The 13,217-nt window shown below is 62.3% G+C and carries 13 protein-coding genes; 9 read left to right on the forward strand and 4 right to left on the reverse strand.

Annotated features, from left to right (window positions below):
• Positions 1–14 precede the first annotated feature (14 nt).
• The 3 genes from SB725_RS28530 to SB725_RS28540 are packed head-to-tail and all read right to left on the reverse strand — an operon-like array spanning position 15 to position 3,703.
• On the reverse strand, positions 15–779 hold the full coding sequence (locus SB725_RS28530) for an enoyl-CoA hydratase-related protein (RefSeq protein WP_059182561.1): 765 nt from the start codon (positions 777–779) through the stop codon (positions 15–17).
• A 48-nt stretch (positions 780–827) separates the two neighbouring features.
• Positions 828–2,153 (reverse strand): hypothetical protein, encoded by a 1,326-nt coding sequence (locus tag SB725_RS28535; RefSeq protein WP_410922916.1) that lies wholly within the window; start codon positions 2,151–2,153, stop codon positions 828–830.
• On the reverse strand, positions 2,150–3,703 hold the full coding sequence (locus tag SB725_RS28540; protein ID WP_410922925.1) for an amino acid adenylation domain-containing protein: 1,554 nt from the start codon (positions 3,701–3,703) through the stop codon (positions 2,150–2,152). Before SB725_RS28540 ends, SB725_RS28535 begins: the two co-directional genes overlap by 4 nt.
• A 315-nt stretch (positions 3,704–4,018) precedes the next feature.
• On the opposite strand from SB725_RS28540, the gene SB725_RS28545 reads away from it, so the two are divergent.
• Both SB725_RS28545 and SB725_RS28550 read left to right on the forward strand, forming a co-directional pair.
• Positions 4,019–4,525 (forward strand): RNA polymerase sigma factor, encoded by a 507-nt coding sequence (locus SB725_RS28545; RefSeq protein WP_027925050.1) that lies wholly within the window; start codon positions 4,019–4,021, stop codon positions 4,523–4,525.
• The gene (locus tag SB725_RS28550) at positions 4,522–5,274 is read left to right on the forward strand and encodes an anti-sigma factor family protein (RefSeq protein WP_410922917.1); all 753 of its coding nucleotides are present in this window, start codon (positions 4,522–4,524) and stop codon (positions 5,272–5,274) included. Before SB725_RS28545 ends, SB725_RS28550 begins: the two co-directional genes overlap by 4 nt.
• A gap of 159 nt (positions 5,275–5,433) precedes the next feature.
• On the opposite strand, the gene SB725_RS28555 is transcribed toward SB725_RS28550, so the two are convergent.
• Positions 5,434–6,270, reverse strand: coding sequence for an IclR family transcriptional regulator (locus SB725_RS28555; protein WP_410922919.1), 837 nt, complete (start codon positions 6,268–6,270; stop codon positions 5,434–5,436).
• A gap of 242 nt (positions 6,271–6,512) precedes the next feature.
• Between SB725_RS28555 and SB725_RS28560 the strand changes: the two genes are divergently transcribed.
• The 7 genes from SB725_RS28560 (at position 6,513) to SB725_RS28590 (ending at position 13,190) form a co-directional block, all read left to right on the forward strand.
• The gene (locus SB725_RS28560; RefSeq protein ID WP_027925047.1) at positions 6,513–7,532 is read left to right on the forward strand and encodes an ABC transporter ATP-binding protein; all 1,020 of its coding nucleotides are present in this window, start codon (positions 6,513–6,515) and stop codon (positions 7,530–7,532) included.
• Positions 7,529–8,398, forward strand: a complete 870-nt coding sequence (locus SB725_RS28565) for an ABC transporter permease (protein WP_059182559.1) — start codon at positions 7,529–7,531, stop codon at positions 8,396–8,398. Before SB725_RS28560 ends, SB725_RS28565 begins: the two co-directional genes overlap by 4 nt.
• Positions 8,399–8,404: 6 nt before the next feature.
• Positions 8,405–9,199, forward strand: coding sequence for an ABC transporter permease (locus SB725_RS28570; RefSeq protein WP_027925045.1), 795 nt, complete (start codon positions 8,405–8,407; stop codon positions 9,197–9,199).
• A gap of 7 nt (positions 9,200–9,206) precedes the next feature.
• Positions 9,207–9,497, forward strand: a complete 291-nt coding sequence (locus tag SB725_RS28575; RefSeq protein WP_027925044.1) for a (2Fe-2S)-binding protein — start codon at positions 9,207–9,209, stop codon at positions 9,495–9,497.
• A gap of 157 nt (positions 9,498–9,654) precedes the next feature.
• A complete protein-coding gene (locus SB725_RS28580) occupies positions 9,655–11,013 on the forward strand; it encodes an FAD-dependent oxidoreductase (RefSeq protein ID WP_410922920.1) in 1,359 nt (452 codons plus the stop codon).
• Entirely contained in the window at positions 11,010–12,125 is a 1,116-nt protein-coding gene (locus SB725_RS28585) for an NAD(P)/FAD-dependent oxidoreductase (protein WP_194940374.1), read from the forward strand. Before SB725_RS28580 ends, SB725_RS28585 begins: the two co-directional genes overlap by 4 nt.
• Before the next feature lie 18 nt (positions 12,126–12,143).
• A complete protein-coding gene (locus SB725_RS28590) occupies positions 12,144–13,190 on the forward strand; it encodes an ABC transporter substrate-binding protein (protein WP_410922921.1) in 1,047 nt (348 codons plus the stop codon).
• The last annotated feature ends 27 nt before the right edge of the window (positions 13,191–13,217 follow it).

Raw genomic sequence — 13,217 nt, forward strand, 5'->3', positions numbered from 1 at the left:
ATACTCAAACCCCATCAGGCAGGGTTAAAACATGCCTCACGTTTATCGAGAAAAGCCTGCATGCCTTCTTTTTGCCCGGGGGTTGCAAACAACCCATGGAACGCCCTTCGCTCGTGCAACAGGCCTTCGCGTAATCCAGGCTCCAGCGCGCGATCAACCGCTTCGCGCGCTGCCATGGTGGCGGTTTTGGCGAAACCGGCGATGGTCTGCGCCGCCGCCAGGGATTCTTCCAGCAGGTCGGCGGCGGCAATGACTCTCGACACCAGCCCTGCCCGTTCGGCCTCCTGGGCAGACATCGAGCGGCCGGTCAGGATCATGTCCATGGCTTTCGATTTTCCGATCAGGTGCGTGAGACGCTGAGTGGCGCCCATGCCGGGCATCACGCCCAGTTTAATTTCCGGTTGAGCAAATCGCGCCGTATCGGCCGCAAAGATCAAATCGCACATCATCGCCAACTCGCAGCCGCCACCAAACGCATAACCGGCGACCGCGGCCAGCGTGGGGGTGCGTAACGTGGCAAAGGCTTCCCACCCGGCAAAATAATCCTCGTGGACCATGTCCAGATAGGACTTTTGGCTCATCTCCTTGATGTCGGCACCCGCCGCGAAATAGTCCACGGTACCGGTCAGGACGAAACACCCCACCCCCGGATCCCGATCCAACCGTTGCAGGGTGTCCAGCAATTCGCGCATGACCTCATCGCTCAGGGCGTTCCGGGCTTGCGGGCGGTTCAGACGAATCAAGACGACTCGATCATGATGTTCGATCAATGTGTGCATGGTGACCTCTTTGCAAAATAGTTGAAGGGTTAATAGCCAGCGCTCACGTCAGGAATCCCAGATCGCGCCGTAGGCTGGAATGCCTCGACTCTCCATTTCCTCGACCACTCGCTGAGTCAGTGTCTGGTTGGAAATGCAGATCACGGCCTCTGCACCGAACGCTTGAACCGCGTCATAGGCCAGTTGCACCAGATCGGGTTTGCCGAGCACATCGGTGTCCCAGATCAAGGCATCGGGCTGGGCCTGAAGAATTTCCTCCACCAGCTCGTCACCGTAGGTTTTTCGTGGGTTGCGGGTCGACCAGATCAGATGGATCGGCACTTGCCTTGCGAGCAGATGGGGCAGCACCGGGCCGATACCGCTGCCGGTGGCGACATACACCACCGACTTGAACAGGGTTTCGATGTGCGCCACGCCAGCGGTGGTAATGCCTTTGACCCAGACGTGAGTTGGCATTTGCTCGATGAATTCGCCGGTCCAGTCCCCGGCCCGGGAAATGATCAGCCGAAAACCGGCCTCCCCCGGCGTGGGAATGTTGGCAAACGAATGCCATTCCAACAGCGGGTTGAGACTGATGGCGTTGGACGAACCGGCAAACGGCGTGACATGCCCGAACCGGGCAATGACGGCGTGGGATGAAGTCCTGAGTAACTGCACCGGCACTTTGCGCAAACGCAACCATGGCAATGCAATGCTGAACGTCAGCACCATCAGCATCCAGAAGGGCACCGAGGTGGCCAGCACCTCTTGCAGCGGCACTTGCGGGTTCTGATCACGAGCAAACAGAAGGGTCGAGCCCCAAAACATGACGAGTGCGGCCCAGCCACCGAAGCGGTGAGTTCGCTCGAACCCATTGTGGAAACGCGAACGAATCCACGGATGCGCCATGGTCGCCACCAGTAGCAACACCCCCAACAGCCCTGCATTCACCCAAAGCAGCGCGGTCGAAACGCCACCCTTGCCGTCAATCCAATGCCAACCCAATGAGCCCAGCAACGCCACGAACCAACCCATGGCGGCCAAGGCTCCGCCACTGTGCAGGCCCCCCAAGTGATAGACCTTGGCCAATGAGCGACGAATCATCAGTGGCCAATGGGTGGGGGCCCGGGTGGCCAGCCAGAACAGCAGATTGATGACGTATTGCTGGCGGATCAAAATCGCCATCGACAGATTCGCCACTACCAGCCCCGCCAGCGTTTCAAGGGCAATACCGGTGGATGTCCACCATTGCCCGGCGTTCAATCCATGCGCCAGCGCGGCACCATTGAGTATCAGGACCAGTGCCACAAGCCGGTTGTAATGGGAAAACCACGGCAGCGTTCCAAGGCGTCGCCACAGCGCACGCTTGGCGGGTAAACCGCGAGCGGCGCTCATGCGCTCACCCTCGATACAGCGTTGGCATCAAGGTTGGCCTGCTGCGCCTGGGCCAGCAGCCGCCGCTTGTCGACTTTACCCCGTGAAGTCAGGGGAATGTGGTCCACGGCGATGATCAACGAAGGGACGCAATAATAGGCGAGGCGCGCCTCACAGCGACGTCGCGCCGCTTCGATGTCGGTGGACGCAGGGCTGACGAAGGCCACCAGATGACGACTGTCGAGTTTCAGCGTAACCGCTCGCTCGCAGGCGTCGCATGACTCCAGCACCGCCGACACACTGTCGAGCTCAACCCGAAAGCCCCTCACCTTGACCTGATCATCAACGCGTCCCAAGTGTTCGAGCTCGCCCTCCTCCGTCCAGCGCCCCAGGTCGCGAGTCCGAAACATCATCCGGTCCTGACCCAGAAATGGATCGGGTCGATAACGTTCGGCGGTGAGCGCCGCATTCCCCAGGTAACCCGCCGTTACGCAATCCCCGCCCGCCCACATTTCCCCTTGCCCCCCAATGGCACACGGTCGACCGTCTTCATCGAGTACGTATACCGTGTTATTGGGCGTGGGTTTGCCGATGGTCAGGGGCCTGCCGGCCTGATACCGCTGCATGGTGTTGACGATGGTGGTCTCGGTCGGGCCGCAGGCATTGTAAAACGTGCAAAACGACGACCAGCGATCGGCCAGTGGCTGTGGGCACGGCTCGCCGGCAACGGCCACGACCTTGGCCTGTTGGCAACGCGCGGGATCGAGTGTGCCGAGAATCGACGGCGTGGCGATCAGTACGTCGCATTGCTCGGCGGTCTGAGCAATGTCTTTGCCCCGGATCATCAACGTCGCGCCATGGGCCAGGCAACCCAGAATCTCCCACGCGGCCATATCGAAGGCGATGTTCAGCATCTGCCCGACCTTGAACCCAGGCTTCATGCCGAGGTTGCCCGGTTCCGTCAGCAGAATATTGCAGACATTGCGGTGGGTAACCCGAACCCCGTTGGGCTGCCCGGTGGTGCCGGAGGTGAACAACAGGAAGCACAGTAGATCCGGGATCGTTGACGGCGTACCGGCCACGTTCACTTCGTCCGATGAGGTGGTCGGGGCTGTCATGAAATCATCAAGGCATATGCAGTGCTGCGCTGCTGTCAGGGGAATCTGCGACTCAAGATTCGACAGCGTCAGCACAAGACGCGTGGCGGCAACCTCCATGATGTGGCGCAATTGTGTCGTGGGGGTGATCCCCACGTGCTGGGGAATGTAGGCCGCGCTCGCCTTCAATACGGCCAACATGCCCACCAGCATGGGGATCGAGCGTTCCACGAACAGGGCAACGTGATCACCGGGCTTGACGCCCTGGCTGATCAACACGGCAGCCAGTCGATTGGCCTGCCTGTTCAATTCGTTGTAGGTGATGGATTCACCTTGCCAAAGGGCCGCAATACCTTGTGGATGGGTCACGGCTTGCGCTTCGATTGCGTGATGAATCAAGGAGAACGCTGGCTTGACCGTCGGCCCACGGCCCAATGTCTGCCAAAGGTCATGATCCACAGCTGGCGCAGGCATGGGCGAAAAGACCACTGCGGGTTTGAGGGTGATAGCGTGCTCTTGCATGTCAAAAATCTCATCGGGCTCTATGTTCAAGCTCAAGACCGGACGGTGGCGCCGAGCCGACTGACTGGCTGGACGGAATGCCGCTTGCGCTTGTTACGAGGGTTGAGCCACGACGCTTGACGCAATTACAGGATTACAACCAATGAAGAAAAGTCCTACAAAAAACAGTCCGTGGGATTTTCTTTTACGGCAGAGGGAATAACCTGCGTCAGACGGCGTCTTCCTTGTCACTGCCGCCCTTCACTGACTCAGAACCCGCCCTTTCCCATGAACGATATCGACGAACAACTCAGAGAAATCATTCCCAGGCTCCGGCGCTTCGCCGTGTCGCTGACGCGCAATCCCAGCAGCGCCGACGATCTGGTGCAGTCGAGTCTGGAACGAGCGCTGTCGAGTTGGGCGGACAAACGCCCCGAAGGCGACTTGCGCGCCTGGCTGTTTTCGATACTGTACCGGCAGTTTCTGGATGCCCACCGCCGTTCCCGGCGCTATGCGCGGATGCTCGAATTCTTTACCGGGCGTGACGACGCACAGCCCTCGGTCGAACGCACGGTGATTGCTCAATCGACGCTGCAAGCCTTCGACCGACTCACCACCGAACAGCGCGCCCTGCTGCTTTGGGTGTCGGTGGAAGGTTTGAGTTATAAAGAGGTCGCCGAGATTCTCGACGTCCCCACCGGCACCGTGATGTCCCGCCTGTCCCGCGCCCGCCAGGCCTTGCGCCAGCTCAGCGACGGCGAAATCATCAGCCCATCTTTGCGGATACTCAAATGATCAGCATGCCCCCGAGCGAGCGTGACCTGCACGCCTACGTCGATCACCAACTCAACGACGCCGACCGACGTCTGGTGGAAACGTATCTGGCCAGCCACCCGGAAACGGCCGCGCAAGTGCGCGCCTGGCAGCACGACGCCCACCAACTGCGCGCAGCCATGAGCGGCGCCCTGCACCACACCGCCAACCCGGACCTCGACCCGGCACTGATTCGCCAGCGCCTCAAACGCCAGTCGCGTCGTCATCTGGCCAGTGCAGCGGTGCTGTTGATTGCCGTCAGCGTCGGTGGGTTGAGCGGCTGGCAAGCGCGCCAAATGACCCTGCCCAGTCCCCCGCTGCCGATGACCGATGCGCTGCAGGCTTACCGGCTGATCGCCCAGCAGGGCATTCTGCCGGCCGACTACACGGTCAGCGACGATGGCGACATGCAGGGCTGGCTCGACCGTTATTTCACCCGCGCCAATCGCCTGCCGGACCTGTCGAGCGCAGGCTTCAAACCGGTCAGCGGCCGTTTGCTCAGCACCGAACAAGGGCCGGCGGCGATGGTGGTTTACGAGGATCAGGGCGGGCACAAGATCAGCTTCTACGTGCGCCCACCGGGACCGAAAAACATTTTCCTGCCGCGAGGCAGTCGCAGCGATGGCGAGTTGCAGGCCGAATATTGGTCCGGCAGCGGCTACAACTACGCGATGGTCAGCCCGAGCGACACGCCGACGGCGCAGATGCTCAAGCAAACGGAGCAGTTCTGACCACCTAATGGGATTCGGCGTCGATCACAAAACCTGGCCCCCCCAATCAACGGTAGGAGTGAGCCTGCTCGCGATAGCGGTGGGTCAGTCAACAGCAATGCTGGATGTACCAACCTCATCGCGAGCAGGCTCACCCCTGCAAGGGGTTCAGCAATCTATTCAGCCCTGCCCAAACACCTGTGAAGGCCGGCGCAGCAGCGGATCGAATGGATTAATCCGCGGCCCGATCATCGCCGCTTCGCGCTTGAGCATCTCCACCACCGTCGGCAATCGATCCGGCCCCAGCCGGTCACTCACCGTCGCCACACTCAACGCCGCCACCGCCCGCCCCTCTCGATCCAGAATCGGCACCGCCACCCCGGCCATGCCTTGCAGCACACCGGTGTTGCGCCCCGCATACCCCAACGCGCGCACGTTCTCGACCTCCGAGCGCAGGAACACTTCGTCGTACAAATGGAAATCCTTGAGTCGCGGCAGGTTGTAATGAATCACCGTATCGCGCTCCTCCTCCGGCAGGAACGCCAGAATCGCCAGGCTGCCCTGGCCCACGCCCAGCGCCACGCGCCCGCCGATATCGCCGGTGAACGTGCGGATCGGAAACGGCCCTTCGCTGCGGTCCAGGCAGATCGCGTCAAAACCGCTGCGCGCCAGTAAAAACAACGAATCCCCCAACGACGCCGAGAGCCGCAGCAACGACGGCCGCACCAGTTCACGCAGGTTGCCGGTATTGCCCGCTCGCGCCGCCAAGGCAAAAAAATCCAGGCTCAGGCGATAACGTTTGCTGCGCACATCCTGCTCGACCATGCCCTCGTCCATCAGGCTGCGCAACAAACGGTGCGTGGTCGGTTGCGACAAGCCGATGCGCTGCGCCAGTTGTGTCACGCGCTCCCCGCCCTCGACGGTGTCACCGAGGCTGCGCAACACGGCAAACAATCGGGAGACCGCACCGACACCGACTTCATTTTTGTTTTCATTCCGATCAGTGGAATCTGACATATGGTTTCTCGACAATAAATTTACTCACTGAATGAAATCGAAAATAGTCATCGCTTCAGTGAAATAGGCCATTGAGCCCATCCTAGTCTTCGTCCTAATCTGCGTCCACAGGGGCGATTCGAACAACAGCGGCAGCCGACTCCAGTCGAGCGCCAACGCACCCCGCAAGACCTTTTCGTATCTGCCCATACAAAAAAGCGCGCCTTCGGGTGACGCATAACAATCTCAGGTGGAGCGCAGTCATGGCTTTTGTGCAACTTGAAGGACTCGGCAAACGTTACGGTGAGATCGACGCCGTCGTCGCCACTAACCTCTCGGTAGAGAAAGGCGAGTTCGTGTCCCTGCTCGGTCCGTCCGGGTGCGGCAAAACCACCACCCTGCAAATGATCGCCGGCTTCGTCGAAGTCACCAGCGGTCGCATCCTGCTCGACGGCCGCGACATCACCCACGCCAAACCCGCCAGCCGTGGACTGGGCGTGGTGTTCCAGAGTTACGCGCTGTTCCCGCACATGACCGTCAAGGACAACGTCGCCTTCGGCCTGCGGATGCGCAAAGTGCCCGCCGCCGAGTTGCAGCAACGCGTGGCCCGGGTGTTGAAACTGGTGCGCCTGGATCAACACGCCGAGCGTTATCCCCGCGAGCTTTCCGGTGGTCAGCGCCAGCGTGTGGCACTGGCCCGGGCCTTGGTGATCGAGCCGCCGGTGCTGCTGCTCGACGAGCCGCTGTCCAACCTCGATGCCAACCTGCGCGAAGAGATGCAGTTCGAAATCCGCCGCATCCAGCGCGAAGTCGGGATCACCACGCTGATGGTCACCCACGACCAATCCGAAGCGCTGTCCATCAGCGACCGCGTGGTGGTGATGCAGGCCGGGCGCATCACGCAAATCGACGCGCCTTACACCCTCTACGAACATCCGCGCACCGAGTTCATTTCCGGCTTCGTCGGCAAAGCCAACCTGCTGCCCGGCGAGCGTGACAGTGCCGGCGTGGTGCAGGTGCGCAGTGGCGGCGACCTGACCCTGAGCCTGCGCCCGGAAAAAATCGATCTGCGCGAACAAGATCACGGGCGTCTGCAAGGCAAGATTGCCAGCCGCTTCTTCCTCGGCAGCCAATGGTTATACGGCGTCTCCACGGCCTTGGGTGACATCAGTGTGGTGCGTCGCAACGACGGCTCGACGCCGCTGAACGAAGGCACGGCGGTCGGCCTCGACTGGGATGCAAAGTTGCTGCGGGTGCTGACGGTCGACGAGGTGTCGGCATGAGTACGTTGGCCGCCGTTCGCCAGGGGCGTCAGGGCTACTTGTTGTCGGCACCGGCCCTGGCGTTGTACATCAGCCTGTTGGCCATCCCGCTGCTACTGACGCTGGTGTTGTCGTTCAACGTCTTCGACTACAGCTCGGGGATCAAGAGCGACGCCTACACCCTCAGTCACTACAGCAGCCTGCTGGGCGACCCGTACTTCTACGAAATCTTTCTGCGCACGATGTGGATCAGCGCCCTGACCACCCTGCTGTGCGTGGTGATCGGCGTGCCCGAGGCTTACATCCTCAGCCGCATGGGCGCGCCGTGGCGTTCGATCTTTCTGATCTTGATCCTCACGCCGCTGCTGATTTCGGTGGTGGTGCGCGCGTTCGGCTGGAGCCTGCTGCTCGGCGCCGACGGCCTGGTCAATCAAACCCTGCAAGCCTTCGGCGGTTCGCCGATGAAGCTGTTGTACACGCCGTTTGCGGTGGTGATTGCGCTGGTCCACGTGATGCTGCCGTTCATGATCATTCCGGTCTGGACCTCACTGCAGAAACTCGACCCGGCCGCCGAACAAGCCGCGATGTCCCTCGGCGCCAGTCACTTCACGGTGATGCGCCAGGTGATTCTGCCGCAGATCATGCCCGGCGTTCTTTCCGGCACCTTGATCGTGTTCGGCCTCGCCGCCAGCTCATTTGCGATCCCCGGCCTGTTGGGCGGGCGTCGCCTGAAAATGGTCGCCACGCTGATCTACGACCAGTACCTGTCGGAGCTGAACTGGCCGATGGGCGCGGCGATTGCCGTGGCGCTGCTGGTGCTCAACCTGCTGATCATGCTGTCGTGGAACCGGATGATCGAAGGCCGCTACAAGAAGTCATTGGGATAACTCGTCATGTCCAAGAACGGTCCTTTCGCCCTGCTGTTTCACGCCCTGGTGGTGCTGTTCATGCTCGCGCCGCTGGTGGTGGTCTGCCTCGTCGCGTTCACCCCGGAAAACACCCTGAGCCTGCCGACCACCGAGTTTTCCCTGCGCTGGTTCCGCGCGGTGTTCGAGCGCGCCGACTTTGTCGATGCGTTCTACAACAGTTTGATCCTGGCGTTTTGCGCCGCCAGCCTGGCGACCCTGATTGCGGTGCCGGCGGCGTTGGCAATCACCCGTTTCGAGTTTCCCGGACGGGATTTTTTCAACGGTCTGTTCCTGTCGCCGATCATCATTCCACACCTGGTGCTGGGCGTTGCCTTGCTGCGTCTGTTTGCGCTGATGGGGGTCAACGGCAGCTTCGCCTGGCTGATTTTCGCCCACGTGCTGGTGATCACGCCGTACGTGCTGCGACTGGTGCTGGCGTCGGCCATTGGCCTGGACCGCAGCGCCGAACATGCCGCGCAATCCCTCGGCGCCGGGCGCTTCACGCTGTTCCGGGAAATCACCTTGCCGATGATTCTGCCGGGCGTTGCGGGGGGCTGGTTGCTGGCGTTCATCAACAGCTTTGACGAGGTCACGCTGTCGATTTTCGTTACCTCGCCGGCCACGCAAACCCTGCCGGTGCGCATGTACGTGTACGCCACCGAATCCATCGATCCGATGATGGCGGCGGTGTCGGCCCTAGTGATCGCGCTGACCGCGCTGACGATGATTCTGCTTGATCGGGTCTACGGCCTTGATCGGGTGCTGGTGGGAAAACAATGAGGGCGCCATGGCTTTGCTGAAACGACTGGCCGAGGGCGATCGCCCGGCCGTGAACTTTACCCTCGACGGCCAACCGGCCAGCGCCCTGCTCGGCGACACCGTGCTGACCGCGGTGCTGACCTGCAGCGAGCACCTGCGCGGCAGCGACTTCAGCGCCGAACCCCGCGCCGGGTTCTGCCTGATGGGCGCGTGCCAGGACTGCTGGGTCCGCCTGGGCGACGGCCGACGCGTCCGCGCGTGCTCGACGCTGCTTGAAACCGACCACCACATCACCCGCGAACCGGGGCGCTCGCTATGAACACCGTGTCTATCTGCCGAAACCTCCCCCCCTGTGGGAGCGGGCTTGCCCGCGATGGCGGACTTTCAGCCAACATCGATTTTGAATGTGCGATCGTCATCGCGGGCAAGCCCGCTCCCACAGGGATTTTGTGGCTGTCGGCTAAAGGGTGGTGGGTATGAAGAAGCCTGTGGTCATCATCGGCGCCGGCCCCGCCGGGATTCGGGCGGCGCAGACGCTGGTGGCACATGGCGTTCGCCCGGTGTTGCTGGATGAAGCCGCGCGCGGTGGCGGGCAGATTTATCGGCGTCAGCCGGCCAACTTCAAGCGCTCGGCGGTCAAGTTGTATGGCTTCGAAGCACGCAAGGCCAAGGCGCTGCATCAGACCCTCGATACCCTGCGCGAACAACTCGACTATCGGCCCGACACCCTGGTGTGGAACGCCGAAGCGGAGGCGCTCGACACGCTGCATGAAGGCCGCGCCGCACGCATTGAGTTCTCCCGCGTGATTGTCGCCACGGGCGCTACCGACCGGATTCTGCCGGTGCAAGGCTGGACGCTGCCAGGCGTCTACAGCCTCGGCGCCGCGCAGATCGCCCTGAAATTCCAGGGCTGCGCCATCGGTGAACGCGTGGTGTTCGCCGGCAGCGGCCCGTTGCTGTACCTGGTCGCGTACCAATACGCCAAGGCCGGTGCGAAGGTGGTCGCGGTACTCGACAGTTCGCCGTTCAGTGCCCAGGTCCGCGCCCTGCCCGGCCTGCTCGCGCAACCGGCCACGCTGGCTAAAGGCATTTATTACCGCAGCTGGCTGAGCGCTCACGGCATCCCGGTGCATCAGGGCGCCACCTTGCAACGCATCGAGGGCGAACACCGCGTGCGGTCGCTGAACTGGTCCGACGCAAAGGGCGAACATCAAATGGCATGCGACGCCGTCGCGTTCGCCCATGGCTTGCGCAGCGAAACCCAACTCGCCGATTTGCTCGGCTGCGAATTTGCCTGGAACCCGCTCAACCGCGCCTGGCTACCGCAACGTGACAGCGCCGGACGCAGCAGTGTCGCCGAGGTGTACCTGGCCGGTGACGGCGCCGGGATCATGGGCGCCGATGCCGCGGAAATGGCCGGTGAACGAGCCGCCTTGGCGGTGCTCGAAGACAGCGGCCACCTGATCGCGCCACAGCGCTGCGTCCAACTCGAGCAATCGCTCACCCGGATAAACACCTTTCGCAAAGGGCTGGAACAGGCCTTCATCTTCCCCGAACACTGGGCAGCCCAAACCGCTGACGAGGTGATGATCTGTCGCTGCGAAGAAGTGCGCGCCGGTGACATCCGTCAGGTTGTGCGCGAGGGCCACTGGGAAATCAACCGGGTCAAAGCCCATTGCCGCGCGGGCATGGGTCGCTGCCAGGGGCGGATGTGCGGCGCCGCCACCGCAGAAATCATTGCCGGTGAGAGTCAGCGTGCCGTGTCGCAGATCGGTCGGCTGCGCGCACAGGCGCCGGTCAAGCCGCTGCCGTTTGGCCTGGAGGTCGAATCGTGATCGAAGTCGATGCGATCATCATCGGCGGCGGCATTGTCGGCGCCTCGGCCGCCCTGTTCCTCAGCAAAGCCGGACGTCGCGTGGCGTTGCTGGAGCGGGACTTTTGCGGCTCGCATTCCAGCGGTGTGAATTATGGCGGCGTGCGGCGTCAGGGTCGACCGCTGTCACAACTGCCCTTGTCGCAACGGGCACACGAGATCTGGGAACAACTGCCCCAGTTGATTGGCATTGACGGTGAATATCAACGCAGCGGTCATTTGAAGCTCGCACGCAGCCTCGACGACTTGCGTGCGTTGCAGGATTACGCCGCCAGCAGCCAGGGTTTCGGCCTCGATTTGCAGCTACTGGATCGCGCTGAATTGCGCGCACGTTTTCCCTGGGTCGGCGACGTCGCCGTGGGTGCTTCGTATTGCCCCGACGACGGTCACGCCAACCCGCGACTGGTCTCACCCGCCTTCGCCCAAGCCGCGCGGCGCCACGGCGCACAGGTGCATGAACAGTGCGCCGTCACTGCGGTGGAGCACGACGGCCAGTGCTTTCGGGTCAGCGCCCACAACGGTCTGGAACTGCACGCGCCATGGCTGCTGAACTGCGCCGGCGCCTGGGCCGGCCACCTCGCCGAACAGTTCGGCGAAGCAGTGCCCATGCACGCCGGGCACCCGGCGATGCTGGTCACCGAGCCGTTGCCACTGGTGATGAACGCCAGCACCGGCGTCGAAGGCGGCGGCATTTATGCCCGTCAGGTCGCTCGCGGTAATTGCGTGCTTGGCGGTGGACAGGGCTTTGCCCTCGACGCGGCCCGCGCACGCCCCGGCCAGCAGGCGGTGATCGAAATCCTGCGCCAGGCCGTCGAGCTCTATCCATTTCTTGAAGGCGCCCAGGCGATTCGCACCTGGAGCGGCACCGAAGGTTATCTGCCCGACCGCCAACCGGTGATCGGCCACAGCAGCACGCAACCCGGCTTGTTGCACGCGTTCGGCTTTGCCGGCGCGGGTTTCCAGATCGGGCCGGCGGTGGGCCAGGCGCTCACCGAGATCATCTGCAACGGCGCCTCGTCGACGTCGCTGGATGCGTTTTCCATCACCCGGTTTCACTCCATTTCCGTAGCTTGATAGAGGAAGGTCGCGCCAATGAATCATTTCAAACGCACTGCACTGCTCGGATTTTCATGCCTGAGCGCCCTGCTCACGGTGACCCAGGCTCACGCCAAGCCGACGCTTTACCTGGGCATGAACGGCGGGACCATGGAGCGGCTGTACGCCGACAAGGTGTTGCCGGTGTTCGAAAAAGCCAATAACGTCAAAGTGGTCATCGTGCCGGGCACCTCCGCCGACATCCTGGCCAAGGTCCAGGCCAGCAAAGGCAACCCGCAGTTGCACGTGATGTTCCTCGACGACGGCATCATGTACCGCGCCATCGCCATGGGCCTGTGCGACAAACTTGAGGACAGCCCGACCCTGGCGCAGATTCCGGCCAAGGGCCGAATCAAGGACCAGGCCGTGGCAGTGAGCCTCGGCGTCACCGGGCTGGCGTACAACACCCGGTTGTTCAAGGAAAAAGGCTGGAGCGCGCCGACGTCGTGGATGGACATGGCCGACCCGCGCTTCAAGGACAAACTGGTGTTCCAGTCGATGGCCTCGTCGACCTTCGGCCTGCACGGTTTCCTGATGTTCAACCGCATTCAGGGCGGCAGCGAAACCGACGTCGAGCCGGGATTCAAGGCCTGGCCGAACACCGTCGGGCGCAACGTGCTGGAATACATTCCGAGCTCGGCGAAAATTTCAGAAATGCTTCAGACCGACGAAGCCGCGCTGTTCCCGTTGACCCCGACTCAAGTCACCGCGCTGAAACTCAAAGGCATGCCGGTCGAGTACGCGCAACCGAAGGAAGGCGCCGTGGTGCTCAACGTTGCCGAGTGCGCCATCGCCAACAATACCCAGCCGGAACTGGCACAAAAACTCGCCGCGTTCCTGCTGACGCCTGAAGCGCAAGCCGCCGCACTTGAAGACGGCGACCAGATCCCCTCCAACCCGAACACCCCGACCACCGACAAGACGCGCGGCCAGGTCGAGGCGATGAAGCATTACCTGGAAACAGCGATTGCCATCGATTGGGACCAGGTCAACGAACAGCGCCCGGCGTGGAACGCACGCTGGAATCGCAGCATCGAACGCTAGATAACCGCCCCCGCACCCAGCTCGGCA

The organism is Pseudomonas sp. SIMBA_041, from assembly GCF_046535095.1.
Taxonomy (GTDB): Bacteria; Pseudomonadota; Gammaproteobacteria; order Pseudomonadales; family Pseudomonadaceae; genus Aquipseudomonas; species Aquipseudomonas mucoides.

What these genes read in the sequence shown, in the direction of transcription:
- SB725_RS28530 (WP_059182561.1), bottom strand. Translation starts at nt 779, where the DNA reads ATGCACACATTGATCGAACATCATGATCGAGTCGTCTTGATTCGTCTG.
- SB725_RS28535 (WP_410922916.1), bottom strand. Translation starts at nt 2,153, where the DNA reads ATGAGCGCCGCTCGCGGTTTACCCGCCAAGCGTGCGCTGTGGCGACGC.
- SB725_RS28540 (WP_410922925.1), bottom strand. Translation starts at nt 3,703, where the DNA reads ATGCCTGCGCCAGCTGTGGATCATGACCTTTGGCAGACATTGGGCCGT.
- SB725_RS28545 (WP_027925050.1), top strand. Translation starts at nt 4,019, where the DNA reads ATGAACGATATCGACGAACAACTCAGAGAAATCATTCCCAGGCTCCGG.
- SB725_RS28550 (WP_410922917.1), top strand. Translation starts at nt 4,522, where the DNA reads ATGATCAGCATGCCCCCGAGCGAGCGTGACCTGCACGCCTACGTCGAT.
- SB725_RS28555 (WP_410922919.1), bottom strand. Translation starts at nt 6,270, where the DNA reads ATGTCAGATTCCACTGATCGGAATGAAAACAAAAATGAAGTCGGTGTC.
- SB725_RS28560 (WP_027925047.1), top strand. Translation starts at nt 6,513, where the DNA reads ATGGCTTTTGTGCAACTTGAAGGACTCGGCAAACGTTACGGTGAGATC.
- SB725_RS28565 (WP_059182559.1), top strand. Translation starts at nt 7,529, where the DNA reads ATGAGTACGTTGGCCGCCGTTCGCCAGGGGCGTCAGGGCTACTTGTTG.
- SB725_RS28570 (WP_027925045.1), top strand. Translation starts at nt 8,405, where the DNA reads ATGTCCAAGAACGGTCCTTTCGCCCTGCTGTTTCACGCCCTGGTGGTG.
- SB725_RS28575 (WP_027925044.1), top strand. Translation starts at nt 9,207, where the DNA reads ATGGCTTTGCTGAAACGACTGGCCGAGGGCGATCGCCCGGCCGTGAAC.
- SB725_RS28580 (WP_410922920.1), top strand. Translation starts at nt 9,655, where the DNA reads ATGAAGAAGCCTGTGGTCATCATCGGCGCCGGCCCCGCCGGGATTCGG.
- SB725_RS28590 (WP_410922921.1), top strand. Translation starts at nt 12,144, where the DNA reads ATGAATCATTTCAAACGCACTGCACTGCTCGGATTTTCATGCCTGAGC.